This is a genomic window from Bacillus sp. NTK034 (assembly GCF_017303275.1).
Taxonomy (GTDB): domain Bacteria; phylum Bacillota; class Bacilli; order Bacillales; family Cytobacillaceae; genus Cytobacillus.
This window is the reverse complement of record NZ_JAFKOJ010000001.1, coordinates 625,226-645,657: the sequence shown is the minus strand read 5'-3', so window position 1 is coordinate 645,657 and position 20,432 is coordinate 625,226. Positions and strand designations below refer to the sequence as shown.

18 protein-coding genes are annotated in these 20,432 nt (G+C 43.5%); 1 reads left to right on the top strand and 17 read right to left on the bottom strand.

Going from position 1 to position 20,432, the window contains the following annotated elements; genetic code table 11:
- Positions 1-155: 155 nt before the first annotated feature.
- From rpoZ to JI665_RS03340, 5 genes are all read right to left on the bottom strand, one after another.
- On the bottom strand, positions 156-377 hold the full coding sequence (gene rpoZ / locus JI665_RS03360) for a DNA-directed RNA polymerase subunit omega (RefSeq protein ID WP_206836240.1): 222 nt from the start codon (positions 375-377) through the stop codon (positions 156-158).
- A gap of 2 nt (positions 378-379) precedes the next feature.
- A complete protein-coding gene (gmk, locus tag JI665_RS03355) occupies positions 380-994 on the bottom strand; it encodes a guanylate kinase (RefSeq protein ID WP_206836237.1) in 615 nt (204 codons plus the stop codon).
- A gap of 10 nt (positions 995-1,004) precedes the next feature.
- Positions 1,005-1,268 (bottom strand): extracellular matrix/biofilm regulator RemA, encoded by a 264-nt coding sequence (remA, locus tag JI665_RS03350; RefSeq protein ID WP_009330821.1) that lies wholly within the window; start codon positions 1,266-1,268, stop codon positions 1,005-1,007.
- Between the two features lie 60 nt (positions 1,269-1,328).
- Positions 1,329-2,201, bottom strand: a complete 873-nt coding sequence (locus JI665_RS03345) for a YicC/YloC family endoribonuclease (protein ID WP_206836233.1) — start codon at positions 2,199-2,201, stop codon at positions 1,329-1,331.
- A 179-nt stretch (positions 2,202-2,380) separates the two neighbouring features.
- Positions 2,381-5,059 carry a calcium-translocating P-type ATPase, SERCA-type gene (locus JI665_RS03340; protein WP_206836230.1) on the bottom strand — a complete coding sequence of 893 codons (2,679 nt, stop codon included), beginning with the start codon at positions 5,057-5,059 and terminating at the stop codon, positions 2,381-2,383.
- 358 nt (positions 5,060-5,417) lie between these two features.
- Between JI665_RS03340 and JI665_RS03335 the strand changes: the two genes are divergently transcribed.
- The gene (locus tag JI665_RS03335) at positions 5,418-7,133 is read left to right on the top strand and encodes an Rqc2 family fibronectin-binding protein (RefSeq protein WP_206836229.1); all 1,716 of its coding nucleotides are present in this window, start codon (positions 5,418-5,420) and stop codon (positions 7,131-7,133) included.
- Between the two features lie 55 nt (positions 7,134-7,188).
- Here the strand turns inward: JI665_RS03335 and pyrE are convergent, their stop codons facing one another.
- The 12 genes from pyrE to lspA form a co-directional block, all read right to left on the bottom strand.
- Complete coding sequence (gene pyrE, locus JI665_RS03330; RefSeq protein WP_206836226.1) at positions 7,189-7,821, bottom strand: orotate phosphoribosyltransferase; 633 nt, start codon at positions 7,819-7,821, stop codon at positions 7,189-7,191.
- Positions 7,811-8,527, bottom strand: coding sequence for an orotidine-5'-phosphate decarboxylase (pyrF, locus tag JI665_RS03325; protein ID WP_206836223.1), 717 nt, complete (start codon positions 8,525-8,527; stop codon positions 7,811-7,813). Before pyrF ends, pyrE begins: the two co-directional genes overlap by 11 nt.
- Positions 8,499-9,440 carry a dihydroorotate dehydrogenase gene (locus tag JI665_RS03320; RefSeq protein WP_206836221.1) on the bottom strand — a complete coding sequence of 314 codons (942 nt, stop codon included), beginning with the start codon at positions 9,438-9,440 and terminating at the stop codon, positions 8,499-8,501. The genes pyrF and JI665_RS03320 overlap by 29 nt, the downstream gene beginning before the upstream one ends.
- Positions 9,437-10,213: a dihydroorotate dehydrogenase electron transfer subunit gene (locus JI665_RS03315; RefSeq protein ID WP_312886138.1), complete on the bottom strand. Its 777-nt coding sequence runs from the start codon at positions 10,211-10,213 to the stop codon at positions 9,437-9,439. Before JI665_RS03315 ends, JI665_RS03320 begins: the two co-directional genes overlap by 4 nt.
- Complete coding sequence (gene carB / locus JI665_RS03310) at positions 10,213-13,425, bottom strand: carbamoyl-phosphate synthase large subunit (RefSeq protein WP_206836216.1); 3,213 nt, start codon at positions 13,423-13,425, stop codon at positions 10,213-10,215. Before carB ends, JI665_RS03315 begins: the two co-directional genes overlap by 1 nt.
- Entirely contained in the window at positions 13,404-14,510 is a 1,107-nt protein-coding gene (locus JI665_RS03305) for a carbamoyl phosphate synthase small subunit (RefSeq protein WP_206836212.1), read from the bottom strand. Before JI665_RS03305 ends, carB begins: the two co-directional genes overlap by 22 nt.
- Positions 14,507-15,793: a dihydroorotase gene (locus tag JI665_RS03300; RefSeq protein ID WP_206836209.1), complete on the bottom strand. Its 1,287-nt coding sequence runs from the start codon at positions 15,791-15,793 to the stop codon at positions 14,507-14,509. Before JI665_RS03300 ends, JI665_RS03305 begins: the two co-directional genes overlap by 4 nt.
- Complete coding sequence (locus tag JI665_RS03295) at positions 15,756-16,694, bottom strand: aspartate carbamoyltransferase catalytic subunit (protein WP_206836205.1); 939 nt, start codon at positions 16,692-16,694, stop codon at positions 15,756-15,758. The genes JI665_RS03300 and JI665_RS03295 overlap by 38 nt, the downstream gene beginning before the upstream one ends.
- Before the next feature lie 151 nt (positions 16,695-16,845).
- Positions 16,846-18,150, bottom strand: coding sequence for a solute carrier family 23 protein (locus tag JI665_RS03290; protein ID WP_206836201.1), 1,305 nt, complete (start codon positions 18,148-18,150; stop codon positions 16,846-16,848).
- A 139-nt stretch (positions 18,151-18,289) separates the two neighbouring features.
- Positions 18,290-18,835 (bottom strand): bifunctional pyr operon transcriptional regulator/uracil phosphoribosyltransferase PyrR, encoded by a 546-nt coding sequence (pyrR, locus tag JI665_RS03285; protein WP_206837642.1) that lies wholly within the window; start codon positions 18,833-18,835, stop codon positions 18,290-18,292.
- 205 nt (positions 18,836-19,040) lie between these two features.
- The gene (locus JI665_RS03280) at positions 19,041-19,952 is read right to left on the bottom strand and encodes an RluA family pseudouridine synthase (protein WP_206836198.1); all 912 of its coding nucleotides are present in this window, start codon (positions 19,950-19,952) and stop codon (positions 19,041-19,043) included.
- Entirely contained in the window at positions 19,924-20,421 is a 498-nt protein-coding gene (gene lspA / locus JI665_RS03275; protein ID WP_009330836.1) for a signal peptidase II, read from the bottom strand. The genes JI665_RS03280 and lspA overlap by 29 nt, the downstream gene beginning before the upstream one ends.
- Positions 20,422-20,432: the final 11 nt, after the last annotated feature.

Below are 20,432 nucleotides of genomic sequence, written 5' to 3'. Positions count from 1 at the left end.
AAGCGGCCTGGCTATATATTTCTATAAGAAGCACTGGCCATTAATGGCTATTAGCTTTCATGATAGTTTTATTATGCAAGAAGAGCAGTGAATTTTCATCTAATAAAACCTCAAACAAAAATAACAACCTTTTAAAAGGTTGTTATTCAGCGATTTTACTCGTATGATTCATTTGCCGTCTTTTCACCCAGTCGGTAATGAAGCTGGTCTGCATGGATTTCCTCAAGTGCTTTCCCCACATTTTTATGTGATTTATAGCTCTCAAGCTGCGGTTTGGCATGGAGCTGAAGCTTGCGGGCACGCTTGGCAGCAACAGAAACAAGTGAATATTTGGAATCAATCTTCGTCATTAGAGAATCAATAGAAGGATAAAGCATATTTATTCTACCTCCAGCATCTTTTTGTATTTAGGTTCTACACGTTCCCTGCGGCAGTGTTCTGCAACTACAATGGATTTTATTCTTTCACAGGCAAGATCGATTTGATCATTCTCTACAACATAATCATATAAGTTCATCATTTCAATCTCTTCTTTCGCTGCACTCATGCGATTGTTGATTATATCTTCTGTCTCCGTCCCTCTGGTTACAATACGGTTCTTAAGCTCAGATAAACTAGGCGGAACCAGGAAGATGAACAAGCCGTCCGGGAATTTCTCGCGTACCTGACGTGCACCCTGAACTTCGATTTCAAGAAAAACGTCTTTGCCCCGGTCCAATGTTTCTCTTACATAATCAACCGGCGTTCCGTAGTAGTTCCCGACAAACTCTGCATATTCAAGCAGCTTATCCTGCCTGATCAGCTCTTCAAACTCCTCACGCGTTTTGAAAAAATAATCAACTCCATTGACTTCTCCCGCTCTCGGAGATCTCGTTGTCATTGATATAGAATATTCAAACGCAGTATCAGGCTGAGCAAATATCTCTTTTCTTACTGTTCCCTTTCCTACACCTGAGGGTCCGGATAGAACAATCAATAATCCTTTTTCATTCATTTATAAAATCCTACCCTTCCTCAACAATTTCATCACGGTCATTTAATCGGTGCGCAACAGTTTCCGGCTGGACCGCAGACAAAATAACATGGTCACTGTCCATGACGATAACAGCCCGGGTGCGCCTGCCATACGTAGCATCTATTAAAGAGCCCCGGTCACGTGCGTCCTGAATGATCCGTTTAATCGGGGCAGATTCTGGACTGACAATTGATATTATCCGGTTGGCAGAAACAATATTGCCAAATCCGATATTGATCAGTTTAATTGACATTTGGGTCCTCCAATCATCAGTTATTTATTTTGACCCTCAGAGCCGCAATCTAAACAACTGCTATTCAATATTTTGAACTTGTTCCTTCATTTTTTCCAATAAACTCTTTATTTCAACCACTTCGGCAGCAATCTCTGCACTATTAGCCTTAGAGCCGATCGTATTGGCCTCTCTATTCATTTCCTGCAGAATAAAGTCAAGCTTTCTGCCAGCAGGATCTGTAAGCTGAAGTGTGTTCTCAAACTGGCTTATATGGCTTTGCAGCCTTGTCAGCTCCTCATTGATATCCGCTTTATCAGCGAACATCGCTACCTCTGTTAAGATTCTCGGTTCATCCACCTGGCCATCAAGAAATTCTCTCATACGCTTTTCCAATCTCTCCCGGTAAAACTGCACGACCAGTGGTGCATACTCTCTCAGCTTGAGGACTCTGCTGCTTAAAAGACTAAGATGGCTACGGAGATCTTTTTCCAGTTCATCCCCCTCAAGCCTCCTCATATCCGTTAACTGCAGGCACGCCTCTTCAGTTGCAGAAAGGACCAGCTGGCTCAATTCCTCATTGCCGGAATCCTTTTCCTCTATGCCAATCAATTCTTCGCGTATAACATCCCCGATGGATAGATCCGTTTGGATTTGGTACTTTGTTTGAATTGCAGTTATGTATTGATAATATTCATCTAATAGTTCCCAGTCAACATTAACTTTCCTGCTGGACAGGCCATCGCCGTCAATGGTGATATAAACCTCAATTCTGCCTCTTTTGATATGCCTGTTAAGCATTTTCTTTATTTTGTCTTCAATATGCATCAGCTGTCTGGGCATTCTTATCTGAAACTCGGAAAAACGATGGTTTACAGTCTTAATCTCAACCGTAATGGATCTTTGCCCGGAATCTTTCTTGCTTCTTCCATAACCAGTCATGCTTACTGCCATTTCTCACACTTCCTTTTGGGAAAAGCACAGCTTGTAAAAAGCACTATTACTTTCAGTTAGCGGCATGATGCCTGTGCAGTCTATGTATAAAAATCAAGTAATGACAAAGATATTTATGTTTGCGCAAAAAAGAAAGGTAATAGAGTTCTTCTCTACTACCTAAAGGATTATAACATATTTCATTTTGTTTTTCTTGCCAAAAATGTGCCTGCCAGTAAAAATGTTGGAATGGCTGAGAGTCCTGTGATCATAAACCAGTCGCGCAATTCAATAGGGACGGTGTGGAAAATTGGCTGAAGCGGCGGATAGTATATGACCATCAGCACTAAAGCAAGGGACGAAATGACGGCCCAGACTAAATATTTATTGCCGAAAGGATTTCTTGAGAACACTGATTTTTCACTGCGGCAATCAAATACATGAATCAGCTGTGCCATTACCAATGTAGCAAATGCTACTGTCTGTGCATAAGCAAGATGATCAGGATTTGCCCTATAGGCAAAAATGAATGCCAGTAATGTCACAAGTCCAATTAGAAATCCTCTGGACACCACTTTCCAGCCAAGCCCTCTTGAAAAAACACCTTCCTTAGGGCTCCTTGGCTTTCGCTTCATCACATTTTCCTCTGGCTGGTCAAGGCCAAGAGCCATTGCCGGAAGTCCATCCGTTACTAAGTTCACCCAGAGAATCTGGATTGGCACTAAGGGCAGCGGAAGGGCAAGTAGCATGGCAAACAGCATAACCAGAATTTCACCAACATTTGATGCAAGCAGATATCTGATAAACTTTCGAATATTCTCGTAAATATTTCTTCCTTCTTTTATTGCCGCTTTTATGGTAGCAAAATTATCATCGAGCAGTACCAGTGCGGATGCCTCTTTCGCAACATCGGTCCCTGTAATGCCCATTGATATTCCGATGTCTGCCGCTTTAATGGCAGGGGCATCATTGACTCCATCACCTGTCATGGCAACAATATGACCTCTATTCTGGAGTGCCTTTACAATTTTTAATTTATGCTCAGGTGATACTCTGGCAAATACTGCGACATCTTCAACCACATCTTCAAGATCTTCAACCGGCATCTCAGCCAGATCCTTGCCCTGAAGGACTTTAGAGCCTTGTGTTAAAATGCCTAACTGCTTAGCAATAGCCTGTGCTGTAATCACATGATCCCCTGTGATCATAATGGTTTTAATTCCTGCTTCCTTGCATTCCTTGACTGCTTCCCTAACCTCTGGCCTTGGCGGATCAATCATCCCTTGAAGCCCGATAAATGTTAATCCCTTCTCAGCCTCTTTTTCATCAAGAATGACATTTTTTGAAGGGATTTCCTTATAGCCAATTGCTATTGTTCTTAAGGCTTGAGAAGCTAGATCTTCTATAGCTCCCTGAATTTCACCTGAGAGCTCCCCCGAAAGAATCTGCCGCCTGCCCTCCCAAAGAACCGATTCACTTTTCCCGACTAATACATCGGGTGCTCCTTTGGTTACAATAAATTGCCTTCCATTATGGTCCTTTACCACAACACTCATCATTTTTCGGGCAGAGTCAAACGGAAACTCATTGATAATCTGGAATTGACTTAAAAGACTGCTCCGATTATAGCCCGCCTTCATGGCCGCTACCAGCAGAGCCCCCTCGGTCGGATCTCCATCAATCACATACTCATTATTTTTCTGCTGTATTTCAGCATGGTTGCATAACATGCCAAACATCAGCATTTGCTGGAGTGCCTTATCACTCTTCGGTTCAATTTGATTCTCATTTCTATAAAATAGGCCCTGGGGCTCATAGCCGATACCATCAACTCTCCACTCTTTCCCGCCGCTCCAGAGATGCGTGACAGTCATTTTGTTTTGAGTCATTGTGCCGGTTTTGTCTGAGCATATCACAGATGCACAGCCCAGTGTTTCAACCGCTGGCAGCTTTCGGACGATTGCTTTTTTTCTTATCATTCTTTGTACCCCAAGCGACAGAGCTACTGTTACGATGGCCGGGAGTCCTTCTGGAATGGCTGCTACTGCCAAAGAAACGCCAGCAAGGAACATTGTATATAATTCCTGCCCCTGCACAACACCAGCCACAACGACAAGAACAGTCAGTAAAATAGCTGCCGTTATGAGGATTTTGCCCAGCTGTTCCAATCTTCGCTGAAGCGGAGTGGTCATGGTTTCCGCATTCTGCAGAAGATCAGCAATCTGTCCCATGGCAGTATTCATCCCTGTTCCGACAACTACACCCAGCCCATTGCCGCGTGTTACCATAGTTCCCATGAAAGCCATGTTCTCCATATCCCCAATAGCCAGATTTGCAGTTTTCAAGGAACCGGTTCTCTTTTGGACAGGCAGAGATTCTCCCGTCAAAGCGGATTCCTCAATTTCCAGGCTATTGGACTCTACGATTCTCATATCCGCTCCAATCCTATCCCCTGCTGCAACTTTCAATAGGTCCCCTGCCACCACTTCTTTGGAGGGGATCTTTTTCCATTGTCCTTCACGTAAAGCAATAACTTGAGGAGCTGATAATTCCTTAAGTGCGTGTAAAGACTTTTCCGCTTTTCTCTCCTGAAAGAAGCCCAAGAAGCCATTTATGACTACAATTGCAATAATGGCAATTGCATCAATATATTCACCAAGCAGCCCCGATATTAAGGTTGCTGCTAATAGGACAAGAACCATGAAATCTTTAAATTGACTAAAAAATAAGAGTAAAGCCGACTGCTTTTCTCCCTCTTTCAACTCGTTATACCCATATTGTTTATGCCGTTTTTTTACATCATCCTCTGTTAAGCCCACCTTAATATCTGTATTTAAGGCTTGCTCAACCTCCCTTTCATTCATTTCATGGAACTTCATCCGGACATCACACTTCCTCCTTTGTAGTTTGAGAAAAGCCATGAGCTGCATGGAGAAGGGATACAATAGTAAAAAATTCATCAGCACTCACAGCCAGACTTTAAGAGAATCCGCCAGATGGCAGACCGTCCTGCTTCTTCTGGTAAATCAAGTGAAGCAGAGTTGTCCAATCTCACTCTAAAGAAAGCATATTCAGCCCTGTCCAAAAAAATGCTATTATTAATAAGAAAAGCGGAAGCGCCTTGTGCAGACATGAAGCCAAGCCTTAAAACTTGATTTATATTATTTAAATGAAAGAATAATGTATATCTTCAGCAAGTGATAGGCTGTTATTTTTAATAGAAGAGGATGTTCCAATATGTCATTTGATGGTTTGTTTACAAGAGCTATGACGAAAGAGCTTATAGATACTTTAAAGGGCGGCAGAATTAATAAGATTCAGCAGCCTTATAAGAATGAAATTATTTTAGTTGTGCGGTCAAATGGGAGGAATCACAGGCTTTTGCTGTCAGCTCATCCAAGTTATGCGAGAGTCCAGCTTACTAATGAAGCACACGAAAACCCTTCAGAGCCGCCCATGTTCTGCATGCTTTTAAGAAAGCATCTGGAAGGCTACATACTTGAAGATGTCCATCAAATCGGGCTTGACCGTATAATCGTGTTTGAAGTTAAAGGCAGGAATGAGATTGGTGATATATCCTATAAACAGCTGATTGTTGAGATAATGGGCAGGCACAGCAATATTACGCTAGTGGATAAATCCCGCAATATTATTCTCGACAGCATCAAACATGTTTCTTTTGCTGTTAATAGCCATCGTGCGATTTTGCCCGGGCAGGAGTACATTCTCCCCCCTTCTCAGGATAAAATGAATCCTTTTGAGGCAGATAAAAACGATTTATTGCGAAAGATCGATTTTAACAGCGGGAAAGTTGATAAACAGCTAGTAGCGAACTTCGCAGGAATCTCACCGCTACTTGCAAAAGAAGTTATACACCAGGCTGGCCTTGTTAACAGGACAACTGTTCCAAATAGCTTCCAGCATTTATTAAGCTCCCTAAAAGACCATGCTATAAGACCGGCCATAACAGCTGGCGAACAAAAAGAAAGCTTTTATTTATTGCCCCTCCAGCATATAAAAGGGGAAAGCCGGGAATTTAATACCTTGAGCGAAATGCTGGACCGCTTTTATTTTGGTAAAGCGGAAAGAGACCGGGTCAAACAGCAGTCCAATGACCTTGAACGTTTCATAGTAAATGAGAAAGAAAAGAATGAGAAAAAAATTGAGAAGCTGAAAAAAACCCTGCATGAAGCGGAAAATGCTGATAAACATCAATTGTATGGAGAATTGATCACAGCCAATATTTATGCGATTCACAAGGGAATGAAGGAAACCGAAGTCATCAATTATTACGATGAAAATGGCGGGACAGTTACCATTCCTTTGGATCCCCTGATGACCCCATCAGAGAATGCACAAAAATATTTTATAAGATACCAAAAAGCAAAAAATGCCGTAATCGCAGTAAAAGAGCAAATAAAGAAAGCAGAAGAGGAAGCGTCATACTTTGATTCTCTTCTGCAGCAAGTGGAAACTGCATCAACAAGGGACATTGCTGAAATAAGAGAGGAGCTTGTTGAAGGAGGTTATATTAGAGAAAGGCAAAAGCGGGGCAACAAGAAACAGCAGAACCTTAAGCCTGTACTTGACCGCTATACCGCCTCAGATGGAACGGAAATTCTGGTTGGAAAAAACAATAAGCAGAATGATTATTTAACGAACAAATTGGCCGCAAGGGATGAGATATGGCTGCACACAAAGGATATCCCCGGTTCACATGTGGTTATCCGAAGCAAGGAACCAGCAGAAAATACAATTCTTGAAGCTGCATCCCTAGCAGCATACTTCAGCAAAGCACGCCATTCCAGTTCGGTTCCTGTTGATTTCACCCTAGTCCGTCATGTAAAAAAACCAAGTGGTGCGAAACCTGGATTTGTCATATATGACCAACAGCAAACCGTTTACGTTACGCCTGATGATGAAACTGTTCTGTCATTAAAACAACGTATGTAAACAAATAAAAAAAGCAAGCTCAGACGCTTGCTTTTTTTATTTGTCAAAAACTGCTTTATTGTGTTACTTTTCCCCACTCAGCAGGATCTTTTCGCCATTCAATCAGCTTCTTCATATCCTTTTCCTGGATATAGCCATTTTTAACGGCTACTTCTGTCAGAGCTTCAATATCAGTCAAAGTATATGCTTCGATTTTCTCTTCGTCCAGCATTTCCTTTCCTTTTTCCAGCTGGTAAGTAAAGATAGCCGCAACACCCAGCACTTCACAGCCTGCTTCTCTTAAAGCCTTGACAGCAGTTATGGCACTTCCTCCTGTTGAAATTAAGTCTTCAACAACAACAACCTTCTGGCCTCTGTCAGCTTTTCCTTCAATTTGCTTCCCTTTCCCATGGCCCTTTGCCTTGGATCGGACATAGCACATTGGCAGTTCCATAATGTCACTTACCCAGGCAGCATGCGGAATGCCCGCTGTTGCTGTTCCTGCAATTAGTTCTGCTTCAGGAAATTTATCCTGAATGATTGCCTGAAGGCCGGCAGCAATTTCTTTTCTAACTTCAGGATAAGACAATGTGAGACGGTTATCACAATAAATAGGAGCACGCAATCCCGAAGACCATGTAAATGGATCGTTTGGGTTTAATGCAACTGCTTTTATATCTAATAATTTTTCTGCTATTTTACGCTTCATTTAGAACGCCCTCCCAAGATTGCTTGCATAGCATATACTTTTCAAAAGGATTTTCCGCTCTGGTAATCGATCGGCCTACTACTATTGCGGAAGCCCCTTCATTTCTGGCGAATTCAGGTGTGGCTACTCTTTTCTGATCTCCGGAGTCGTCAGATGAAAGGCGTATTCCCGGTGTTACAGTCAAAAAAGAAGATCCTATTCGCGAACTTATTTCCCTTGCCTCAAAGCTTGAACATACTACTCCGTCAAGTCCTGCTTCTTTGGCAAGATTGGCATAATGAAGAACAGATTCGTTTAATGAAGCAGGAATTAATTGCTCTGATTTCATTTGCTGTTCGGATGTGCTTGTCAGCTGCGTCACAGCAATACAAGACGACCTTTTCCCTGAGCTTCCGGCTTCAAGTCCTTCACATGCTGCTTCCATCATGGCTTTCCCACCTGAGGCATGTACATTAACCATATCGCAGCCAAGCCCCGCAAGTCGCTTCATGGCACTTTTAACGGTATTAGGAATATCATGAAGCTTGAGATCAAGGAAAATCTCATGTCCTTGTTCTTTTAAATCGTGAACGATAGAAGGCCCCTCCTGATAAAATAACTCCATGCCGACCTTTAGAAATAATTTTTCATTTTCAAAGTTTTTCAGAAAATGATTAACTTCCATTTTTCCCGAAAAATCAAGAGCAATAATGAGCGGCTTTTTCATGTTTCTTCCAGCTCCTTCCTACACATTCTGAAATATGTTCATATCCCAGCTTCCCAATAAGCTCTGGCAGCCCATCGATAATTTTTGGACACACAAAAGGATCAACGAAGTTAGCTGTACCAACCGCTACTGCACTTGCACCTGCATAAAAGTATTCAATGACATCCTCTGCTGATTCAATGCCGCCCATTCCGATGATCGGAAGGGACACCCGCTGGCTCACTTCATATATCATCCGGAGCGCGACAGGCTTAATGGCTGGCCCTGAAAGTCCCCCAGTTTTATTTGCCAAAATCGGATTGCCTGTTTTTAGATCTATTCTCATGCCAACAAGCGTGTTAATCATCGTTAAACCGTCAGCTCCGCCGTCTTCCACTGCTTTTGCCATTTCTACAATATTTGTGACATTTGGTGAAAGCTTCACATAAACAGGTACCTCTGAAACCTCTTTTACTTTTTTCGTTAAGTTTTTAGCAATTTCAGGAATAGTGCCAAATGCAATTCCGCCTGTTTTTACATTCGGACAGGAAATGTTGAGTTCAAGTGCATGTACATTAGGGCTTGCAGAAATTTTTTTGGCAACTGCAACATAATCTTCTTCCTGCGAACCGGCTACATTGGCAATAATCGGTACATCAAATTGCTCAAGCCAGACCAGCTCATCATTCACCACTTTTTCCAGGCCTGGATTCTGCAGCCCAATTGCATTCAGCATCCCTGCAGAGGTCTCAGCCACTCTTGGTGTTGAATTTCCAAAACGGGGCTCAAAGGTTGTCGCCTTGATCATGATCGCACCCAATTGGCTCAAATCATACAGCTGGCTGAATTCTCTGCCGAAGCCAAAGCATCCAGATGCAGGCATGATTGGATTTTTTAATTCCAGTCCAGGCAGACTGACATTTATCGAGTTCATAGAACTACCTCCCCTGCTTTAAAGACTGGTCCGTCACTGCAGACTTTTTTATAACTGTATCCATCAGGGTCATCCCCTGTATGGCAAACGCATGCAAAGCACGCCCCTATGCCGCAGCCCATCCGTTCTTCTAATGACAGGTATACGTTTTTATGAGAGTATTGATTTTCAAGCGCCTTCAGCATCGGAGTCGGGCCGCAGGAATATAAAACATCGAAATTAATATTAAATCTTTTAATAACATCTGTAACAAAGCCTTTTGTTCCTGCACTTCCATCAGCTGTAGCCACATAGGTCCCGCCCAGCTGTGCAAACTTTTCTTCATAGAAAACGGCACTTGCTGACTGAAAGCCAAGGATATGAATCACATTAACACCACGGCTTACAAGCTGTTTGGACAACTCATATAGAGGGGGTACTCCGATTCCTCCTCCCACAAGAAGTGCTGTATCCCCCCGGCCTGCTTCACAGATAGGAAACCCATTTCCCAGCGGCGCCAGTACATCTGCGTAATCGCCAGGTTTTTTTTCTGAAAGCATATTCGTTCCTCTGCCTTCAGCACGGTATATCATCTTAAACTGGCTTTCATCAGGTAAAATCTCAGCAATGCTGATCGGCCTTCTTAGCATCGGGTCATACCCCCCGGAAATTTTCAAATGTACAAATTGCCCGGGCTCCTTCATTTCATGAACAAGCTCACCTTGTAGGGTGAGCTCGAAAATGTTTTCTGCTAGTTTTTTTTGCGATATTACAGTGCATTGTTCCTGTCTGATCAAGATAAAACCGCCTCCCGGACTTGTTCTGATTTATCCATCGCATCTGCTGAGAAATTCATTGATTCGATTACTTGAAGGATTGCTTCTGCCGTATCTAGAGAAGTAAGGCATGGCACCCCATTTTCCACAGATTCACGGCGGATGCGGAAGCCATCTCTGGCAGGCTGTTTTCCTTTTGTTAGAGTATTTATCACAAATTGGGCTTCGCCATTTCTAATCACATCCAGAAGGTTTGGCCCTTCTGACCCTATTTTTCCAGTCACTTTTACAGGAATGCCCGCAGTTTTAAGGAATAAAGCTGTTCCGCTTGTCGCCATTAGCCTGTAGCCGATGGATACAAATCTCTTTGCCAGCTGCAGAGCTTCTTCTTTATCCTTATCTGCGACAGTCATTAATACTGTTCCAAACGGCTGGATTTTCATGCCGGAAGCAACAAGGCCTTTATAAAGGGCTTTTTCAAGCGTTGAATCTTTCCCCATAACTTCTCCAGTTGACTTCATTTCAGGCCCTAAAGTGATGTCTACTCTTCTTAATTTCGCAAATGAGAACACCGGTACTTTTACAAACACGCCTTTTCTCTCCGGCAGAAGTCCGGAACCGCAGCCCTGCTGAGCCAAAGTTTGGCCCATGATAACCTTCGTGGCGATTTTGGCCATTGGCACATTTGTAATCTTGCTCAAGAAAGGAACGGTCCGGCTTGAACGCGGGTTGACTTCAAGGACAAATACTTCCCCTTTTGCCACTACATACTGGATATTCAGGAGTCCTATAATGCCAAGGCCCTTAGCCATCTTCTCGGTATACTCAACGAGCTTGTCTTTGATTGCCTCGGAAATGTTTTGCGGAGGATAGACTGCTATGGAATCTCCTGAGTGAACTCCAGCTCTTTCAATATGCTCCATGATGCCTGGAATGAGCACATTTTCTCCATCCGAAATGGCGTCCACTTCAATCTCCTTCCCAGTCAGATACCGGTCGATTAATACTGGGTGCTCCGGATTCACTTTTACAGCGTTTTCCATATAATGCAGAAGCTCTTCTTCTTTATAAACTATCTCCATGGCTCTTCCGCCAAGTACATATGATGGTCGGACAACCACGGGGTAACCGATTTCACCGGCAATCGCTACTGCCTGCTCCACAGATAGGGCAGTTTTTCCTTTTGGCATCGGAATGCCCAGCTCTGCAAGGGCATGCTCAAATTTATCACGGTCTTCTGCCCGGTCTAAGTTTTCAAGAGAAGTCCCGAGAATTTTCACACCTCTCTTTACAAGATCCGCTGCAAGATTAATAGCTGTTTGTCCGCCAAATTGCACAACTACACCTTCCGGCTTCTCAAGGTCAATGATGTGCATAACATCTTCAATCGTAAGCGGCTCAAAATAAAGCTTATCGGAGATGCTAAAGTCAGTAGAGACAGTTTCCGGATTATTATTAATGATGATTGCTTCATAGCCTGCTTCCTTGATTGCCCATACTGCATGGACAGTTGAGTAGTCAAACTCCACTCCCTGGCCAATCCGGATTGGACCTGAGCCCAGGACAACAACACTTTTGCGGCCAGTTACCTCCGATTCGTTCTCTTCCTCGTATGTTCCATAGAAATACGGTGTTTCAGATTCAAATTCTGCCGCACATGTATCTACCATTTTATAAACCGGTACAATATCATGTTCTTTTCTCCAGCTGTAAACTGCCATTTCACTTGAATCCCAGAGCCTCGCAATTACCAGGTCGGCAAATCCCATTTCCTTTGCAGCTTTCCCTGTTTCAGGGTCAAAAGGATTTTCTGTTAATACACTCTCAAAATCTACGATTTTCTTAATCTTATGAAGGAAGAATAGATCAATCCTGCTCCATTCATGGATCAACTCGATGGTAACTCCCCTTCTGATGGCTTCTCCGATATAAAACAAACGTTCATCGCCTGCTTTTCGAATCCGCTTTTCGATCAGTTCATTAGAAATTTGGTCAGCGTCCTTCAGCTCAAGATGATAAATGTTTGCTTCAAGTGAACGGACTGCTTTCAGAAGAGATTCTTCAAATGTGCGCCCTATCGCCATTACTTCACCTGTAGCCTTCATTTGGGTTCCAAGCGAACGGTTAGCCGATTCGAATTTATCAAACGGCCAGCGCGGGATTTTTGAGACAATATAATCCAATGCCGGTTCAAAACAGGCATATGTTTTTCCTGTGACAGGATTCATCATTTCATCAAGTGTCAGCCCCACCGCTATCTTGGCTGCCAATTTGGCAATCGGATAGCCTGTTGCCTTTGATGCAAGTGCTGATGAACGGCTGACACGCGGGTTAACTTCGATGATGTAATAATTGAAACTATCCGGATCAAGTGCCAGCTGGACATTGCATCCTCCTTCGATCTGAAGAGCCCGGATAATTTTTAATGAAGTGTTTCTTAGCAGCTGATACTCACGATCACTCAAAGTTTGGCTTGGAGCTACTACAATGGAATCACCTGTGTGGACACCTACAGGATCGAAGTTTTCCATATTGCAGACAACAATCGCATTGTCATTGGAGTCCCGCATCACTTCATACTCAATTTCTTTGAAGCCCGCAATGCTCTTTTCCAGCAGGCACTGTGTTACAGGGCTGTTCTTCAAGCCGCTAGTCACAATTTCGATTAACTCCTCTTCATCGTGGCAGATTCCCCCGCCTGTTCCCCCCAATGTGAAAGCAGGGCGTACGATGACCGGATAGCCAATCCTATTTACAAACTTATACGCTTCCTCCAGGTTATGGATAATTTCACTGTCAGGCACCGGCTCGCCAAGTTCATTCATCAGATTTCTGAAAAGATCCCGGTCTTCCGCTTTTTGAATAGCAGATAATTTTGTACCTAGGATTTCAACCCCGCATTCATCCAAAACTCCTGATTCAGCAAGCTCTACTGCCAGGTTTAATCCTGTCTGCCCCCCAAGAGTAGGCACAAGGGCATCAGGGCGTTCTTTTCGGATGATGCGGCTGACGAATTCCAGCGTAAGCGGCTCTATATATACTGCGTCAGCAATTTCAGTATCTGTCATGATGGTAGCAGGATTTGAGTTTACAAGAATGACGCGATAACCTTCCTCTTTCAATGCAATGCAGGCCTGTGTTCCAGCATAATCAAACTCTGCTGCCTGCCCGATAACAATTGGTCCTGATCCGATTACTAAAATGCTTTTTATATCTGTACGCTTTGGCATGCTGCAGCACCTTCCTCTTTATGTGATTCAATCATTTGCAGGACTTGTTCAAATAATCCATTTGCATCCTCTGGTCCCGGTGAAGCCTCAGGGTGATATTGCACAGTGAACGCAGGGACTTCTTTATGTTTTAAGCCTTCAATCGTTCCATCGTTTAATGCAATATGTGTTACTTCCAGAAGAGTACCCGAAACTGAGTTTTCTTCCACTGAATATCCATGATTTTGAGATGTTAAAGCTACTTTTCCGGTTTGCAGATCTTTAACCGGATGGTTTGAACCGCGATGGCCGAATTTCATTTTTTCTGTATTGGCACCGCATGCAAGGGCAAACAGCTGATGTCCCAGGCAAATCCCAAAAATCGGCACATTTCCTAACAGACCTTTAATCATTGTGATAGCTTCCGGAACATCCTTCGGGTCTCCAGGTCCATTTGAAAGCATAACCCCATCCGGGCTCATGCTGAGTATTTCTTCAGCTGTTGTATTATAAGGTACCACAATCACATCACAATCCCGTTTGTTCAGTTCTCTTAAGATACCGTGTTTCATGCCAAAATCCACAAGGACTACCCTTCTGCCGCGGCCAGGGCTTGGATAAGGTGTCTTAGTGGAAACTTGCTTAACCTGATCGTTCCGAAGCTTTGTTGCACGCAGTTTTTCGATGATTAATTCCGGGCTTTCATTTATGCTGCATATAGCACCTTTCAGCGTACCATGCTGCCTGATAATCCTTGTTAATTTTCTAGTATCAATCCCAGCAATTCCGGGGATGTTTTTCATCTTAAAGTATTCATCAATTGTTTGTTCATTTCTCCAGTTTGAAGGAAACTCGCTTGCTTCTTTAACAATGAACCCGGAGATTGCAGGAGAGATTGATTCAAAATCATCTCGATTAATTCCATAATTTCCGATTAAAGGGTATGTCAATGTTACAATTTGTCCGCAGTAGGAAGGGTCAGAGAGGATTTCCTGATAACCCGTCATTCCTGTATTGAATACGACCTCTCCAATCGAATTCGTATCGCTTCCAAACCCTTTTCCAATAAAAATTGTCCCGTCTTCCAGAATCAGCTGTTTTTTCATGCTCTTACACTCCCTCTGTTCCAAACAATTTTTCCGCCTGCTATTGTCATAACCGGCCACCCTTTACAATCCCAGCCAGTAAATGGCGTATTTTTCCCTTTTGATAAGAACTGGGATGGATCAATTTTTTCCTGGCGGTTTAGATCAAGCAGGACAAGATCTGCTATATTACCTTCTTCCACTCTTCCTGATTGTAAGCCGAATGCCTCAGCTGGCTTGATTGTTAAAAAATCAATCAGCTGTTTTAGTGTGAATATTCCCTTCTCGACGAAGTGTGTGTAAAGGAGCGGAAAGGCTGTTTCAAGTCCAACAATTCCAAAAGGCGCCAGCTCCATCCCCTCTTCTTTTTCTGCTGCAGTATGAGGTGCATGGTCGGTCGCGATAAAATCAATCGTACCGTCCAGCAACCCTTCTATTAAGGCAGCTCTGTCATCTGCACCTCTAAGTGGAGGATTCATTTTAAAGTTTGCATCCAAACCCGGGATATCCTCTTCACATAGAAGGAGGTGATGAGGTGTCACCTCGGCCGTTACCTTGATGCCTGCACGCTTTGCATCTCTTACCACCCTGACAGACTCTTTCGTACTGATGTGGCAGACATGATAATGGCAGCCAGAAGCTTCGGCAAGGAGTACATCCCTTGCGATTTGCACTGATTCACAGACGGAAGGAATACCATTTAAACCATTCTCTTTAGCAAAAACTCCATCATGTACGGAGCCTTTGTTAATGAGGGTATTTTCTTCGCAGTGCGCAACAATCGGCATGCTGATCTCTGCGGCGTTCCTCATTGCCTGCAGCATCATGGCAGCAGATTGCACCCCAACTCCATCATCAGTAAAAGCAAACGCTCCAGCTTCTTTCAGTGCTTTAAAATCTGTTAATTCCTGGCCAAGCTCACGGATTGTAATCGATGCATACGGCAGAACCTTGACCAACGCAGTCTCTTCAATTCGGCTGTTCAATTTTTCAAGCTGTTCCTTCGTATCAGGTACAGGCCGGGTATTCGGCATCGCCGCAACCGTTGTGAAACCGCCTTTGGCTGCTGCCTTTGTGCCAGTTTCAATGGTTTCCTTCTTTTCACCGCCAGGCTCACGCAAGTGTACATGCAGATCTATAAAGCCTGGTGCAATCAATAAGCCTTCTGCATCAATCACTTCCTGTGCCTTTTTCTCGATACCTGCACCTATCCCGGTGATTTTTCCTGACTCTATGTAAATGTCGGTCTTTACAAAATTCCCTTCCTTAGTAAGCAACTGGCCATTTTTGATTAATGTTGACATGATTAGCTCCCCCTTCAATATGTTCAATTGATCTTTTTAGTACAGCCATTCGAATGTACACACCATTTTGCATTTGTTTGAAGATTCTGGAGCGCTCGCATTCCACCAAGCAATCTGCTATTTCTACACCCCGATTTACAGGGGCCGGATGCATGATAATGCTGTTTGGCTTCATTTTTCTTTCACGCTCATCTGTAAGGCCGTATGCCAGGTGGTATTCTTCAGCCGTTTGATTGGCTTTCGATTCATGTCTCTCATGCTGAATTCTCAGCAGCATGACAACATCAGAAGTTTCAATTGCTGTGTCAACATCTTCATACATGCCATTTTCAAGCAATTCTTCATTGAACCATTCTTTTGGACCTGAAAAAACAACCTTCGCACCGAGCCGTACAAGTGCATCTGCATTGGATCTTGCGACACGGCTATGGGCAATATCACCGATGATGGCTACTTTTAATCCTACAAAGGAACCGAATTCCTGTTTAATTGTCAGCAGGTCAAGCAGTGATTGTGTTGGATGATGGCCGCAGCCGTCCCCTGCATTCAGGATGGAAACACCGCTTTTACCTGCCAATTCGTCAAAGTATCGATCCAGGCTATGGCGGATGACGACTGCATGAACACCGATTGCTTCAAGCGTTTTTACCGTATCGTATAATGATTCGCCCTTGGATACACTTGATGTGCTGACTTCAAATGGGATTATGTCCAGTCCAAGCCGTCTTTCCGCCACTTCAAAGCTGCATTTTGTCCTTGTGCTGTTTTCAAAAAAAAGATTTGCGACAAACACCTTTTGTTCAGGACTCCATGTCCCGCCGTTTAAAAAGTATTGTGCATCCTCCAGGATTTTATTGATTTCATTAATTTCTAACTCTGAGGTAGTGAGCAAATGTTTCAAGATTATCCCTCCTCTTTCAGTAAAAAAACACCCTGACAATTGGTCAGGGTGCTGCATAGTTGAGGCAGCCAGATATACGGATACACTGTTCCCGTATAGCCTGCTTGCCGCCAACACCCTTTTAAGTCTCTCTGAACTTAGTTAAAAAGCGTTAAGCTACATTATTTTTTTTTTCGTTTTCAGCTTCAAACATATCTTCCTTGGCCTCTTCTCTGCCAGGAAGAATCAGGTTCAGGAGAACGCCGCTGATCGCTGCCAGTGCCATTCCTTCCAGTTTAAATGCCCAAATTTCGATATGGGCTCCGCCAATTCCGAGTACTAGGATGACCGAAGCAATAACCAGGTTACGGTTGTTTCCAAAATCCACTTTGCTGTCAACAAGCATTCTTAATCCTGATGAAGCGATGATCCCGAACAGAAGGATCGACACGCCGCCCATTACTGGAGTTGGGATCGAGCTGATTAGTGCAGTTACCTTACCAATGAATCCGAAGATGATGGCGATGACTGCAGCACCTGCCAGTACATAGACACTGTATATTTTCGTGATGGCCAGTACGCCTATGTTTTCACCGTAAGTTGTCTTTGGCGGACCCCCGATTAATGCCGAAATCATTGTTCCTGTTCCATCAGCAAGGATGGAGCGGTGAAGTCCCGGTTCTTTAATATAATCTCTCCCAACTACTTTTCCAAGGACAAGCTGATGGCCGATATGTTCAGAGATTGTCACAACAGCTACTGGTATCATTAAAAGAGCCAGATCAAGGGTTACCCTCACTTCATAATCAGCGAAGGGGATTAAGAATTCCGGCATTTCGATCCAGGATGCCTGCTGTACAAGCGAGAAGTCTATCAGGCCCACTGCCAGTGAGTATACATAGCCGATTATGATACCTGCAAGAATCGGCACCATGCTGAGCATTCCTTTTGCATAGATGGAGAAGATGATTGTTGCACCTAAAGTGATGAGCGCTGCTGAGAAATGCAGCATGCTGTATTCACCCGTTTCAGGGTTGTTCATGGCCATACCGACTGCTGTGCCTGCTAATGCCAATCCGATTACAATGATTACCGGGCCGACCACGATTGGCGGAAGCAGATTCATAATCCAGCGGTAGCCCGCTTTTTTGATGATCAACGCTACGGCTCCATATACTAGTCCTGCCATAAAGCTTCCGATCATGGCAGCACCTGGTCCGCCAGCAGCTTTTGCTGCGATGATTGGAGCAATGAAAGCGAAAGATGACCCTAAATATGCCGGCACCTGCCATTTTGTTATGATGAGGAAAGCTATGGTTGCAAGTCCGCTTGAGATTAAAGCTATGGCAGGATTTAATCCTACTAAGAAAGGTACAAGTATAGTGGCTCCGAACATTGCGAATAAGTGCTGTAAACTTAATGTCAGCCAATGGGCTGGTGTTGGAACATCTTTTATATCTAGAATAGGCTTATGCATGCCAATCTCTCCTCTTCAATTTATTAAAAAACCCTCTTTGCCAGAGTCGCAAAGAGGGTAAAAGAGCACAGCAAAAGATAGACTGATTTTGCTGAGTCCCCCTTTGCCAGCCTCTCTGGACTGTATTTAAAAGGGCTATTTAATTTTCAAAAATGCTAACTTGATCGCTTTCATCCACTTCCTTCAGCTCGACAACAATTTTTTCCGAACTGGAGGTTGGAATGTTTTTTCCAACATAATCAGCTCTTATCGGAAGCTCTCTATGGCCCCGGTCCACGAGGACTGCCAGCTGAATCTGCGATGGCCGTCCGATATCAATCAGCGCATCAAGGGCGGCTCTAACTGTTCTTCCTGTATAAAGAACATCATCGACCAATATCACTTTCTGTTCATTTATATCTTTTGGAACATCTGAGCCTTTGACAAGCGGCTCCTGATTTTCAGTCTTTTTCGTAAGATCATCTCTATATAGAGTAATATCAAGTTCGCCTACATCAATTTTGGCACCTTCGATTTGTTCGATCCGCTCCGCCAGGCGGTTCGCAAGGTATATCCCCCTGGTACGGATTCCAATCAGGATGCAATTTTCGATCCCTTTATTTTTCTCTATAATTTCATGAGCAATCCTTGTCAGCGCTCTCCTGATTGCCTGGTCATCCAAAACTATTGCCTTTTGCTGCGGCATTCTGATCACCTCTATTATCTGATTCTCTTCAGTTAATGTTATATACAAAAAACCTCTCACCGATCTGGCGAGAGGGTAAACGATTTTATTGCTGCAGAATAAGGATACAATGCTCCTTATTCAATCCGTTTCCTTCCCAGCCTCACGGGACTGTTTTAAAGGACTTATTCAACTATAGTCATCATATAGCACAGTTGGACAGTTGTCAACGATTATTTGCCAGTTTACCTAATAGCTCTTCGAAATAAGCAGGCATAGGTGCTTCAAATTCCAGGTACTCACCTGTTCTTGGATGATTAAATCCAAGAACACCTGCATGCAGTGCTTGTCCTCCAAGATCAAGAGTCTTTCTTGGACCGTATTTAGGATCTCCTGCCAGAGGATAGCCAATGTATTTCATATGAACACGGATTTGATGGGTTCTTCCCGTTTCAAGCTGGCATTCCACCAGTGTAAAATCCCTGAAACGCTCAAGGACCTGAAAATGCGTAACCGCATGTTTTCCATTGTCAACAACGGTCATGCTTTGACGGTCTTTGGGATCGCGGGCAATTGGGGCATCAATCGTACCATAATCGTGGGGAATGACTCCATGGACAATGGCACGGTACTTACGTGTAACGGTTTTATTCATCAGCTGGTTCACAAGACTTTCATGTGCCATATCATTCTTTGCAACCATAAGAAGTCCCGATGTATCCTTATCGATTCTGTGAACAATTCCTGGCCTCATGACCCCATTTATTCCTGAAAGATCTGTGCAATGCGCCATAAGTCCATTTACAAGAGTGCCAGTGCCATGCCCGGCTGCCGGATGGACCACCATTCCTTTTGGTTTATTTACCACCAGGACATCTTTATCTTCATAATAAATATCCAGCTCCATTTTTTCCGGCACAACATCCAGTTCTTCAGGTTCAGGTATTGTTATTTCAATTTTATCATTTGCCGTACATTTGTAATTGGTTTTCGGCTTCTGCCCGTTTACAAGAACATTGCCGTCTTTAATCCATTGCTGAACCTGCGTTCTTGACCAATCCGCATTCAATGTGGATAACACTTTATCTATTCTTTCTCCTGCCTGTTCTTCAGGAATGATGTGTTCCATTTTCTCCATAAGATTTCTCCTTCTTCTTTGCTTCTCTCTCTTCAAGCAGCATCTGAATCATCAGTAGCCCTACACCAATAACCAGAGCCGAGTCAGCAATATTGAAAACGGGGAAGTCATATCCAAAAATATAAGTGTTAACGAAATCCACCACTTCTTTTCTAAATACCCTGTCAATAAAGTTTCCAATCGCTCCGCCCAGCATCAGGCCCAAAGAGACTCCAAGCAGCAATTTGCCTTTGGCAGCTTTTTGAATGTAATAAATGATACCAATTATGACAATAACGGTTATTACGTAGAAAAACCACATTTGCCCCTGCAGGATGCCCCAGGCAGCGCCACGGTTGCGGTGCGATGTAATATAAAGAAAGTCCTCAATAACTTTAACACTTTCCCCTAATTCAAAGTTCTTTACAATCAGCCACTTCGTAAACTGATCAAGTGCAATCACGAACAATGCAATTATGTAATAAAACACAAAGGCAACCC

Bases quoted from the DNA above. Each gene is read 5' to 3' on its own strand.
- gmk (WP_206836237.1), bottom strand. From the start codon at position 994: ATGAATGAAAAAGGATTATTGATTGTTCTATCCGGACCCTCAGGTGTA.
- JI665_RS03280 (WP_206836198.1), bottom strand. From the start codon at position 19,952: ATGGAGAAAATGGAACACATCATTCCTGAAGAACAGGCAGGAGAAAGA.
- rpoZ (WP_206836240.1), bottom strand. From the start codon at position 377: ATGCTTTATCCTTCTATTGATTCTCTAATGACGAAGATTGATTCCAAA.
- JI665_RS03290 (WP_206836201.1), bottom strand. From the start codon at position 18,150: ATGCATAAGCCTATTCTAGATATAAAAGATGTTCCAACACCAGCCCAT.
- carB (WP_206836216.1), bottom strand. From the start codon at position 13,425: ATGCCAAAGCGTACAGATATAAAAAGCATTTTAGTAATCGGATCAGGA.
- pyrR (WP_206837642.1), bottom strand. From the start codon at position 18,835: ATGCCGCAGCAAAAGGCAATAGTTTTGGATGACCAGGCAATCAGGAGA.
- JI665_RS03335 (WP_206836229.1), top strand. From the start codon at position 5,418: ATGTCATTTGATGGTTTGTTTACAAGAGCTATGACGAAAGAGCTTATA.
- remA (WP_009330821.1), bottom strand. From the start codon at position 1,268: ATGTCAATTAAACTGATCAATATCGGATTTGGCAATATTGTTTCTGCC.
- JI665_RS03305 (WP_206836212.1), bottom strand. From the start codon at position 14,510: ATGAAAAAACAGCTGATTCTGGAAGACGGGACAATTTTTATTGGAAAA.
- JI665_RS03340 (WP_206836230.1), bottom strand. From the start codon at position 5,059: ATGAAGTTCCATGAAATGAATGAAAGGGAGGTTGAGCAAGCCTTAAAT.
- pyrE (WP_206836226.1), bottom strand. From the start codon at position 7,821: ATGAAGCGTAAAATAGCAGAAAAATTATTAGATATAAAAGCAGTTGCA.
- JI665_RS03300 (WP_206836209.1), bottom strand. From the start codon at position 15,793: ATGTCAACATTAATCAAAAATGGCCAGTTGCTTACTAAGGAAGGGAAT.
- JI665_RS03345 (WP_206836233.1), bottom strand. From the start codon at position 2,201: ATGGCAGTAAGCATGACTGGTTATGGAAGAAGCAAGAAAGATTCCGGG.
- pyrF (WP_206836223.1), bottom strand. From the start codon at position 8,527: ATGAAAAAGCCGCTCATTATTGCTCTTGATTTTTCGGGAAAAATGGAA.
- JI665_RS03320 (WP_206836221.1), bottom strand. From the start codon at position 9,440: ATGAACTCGATAAATGTCAGTCTGCCTGGACTGGAATTAAAAAATCCA.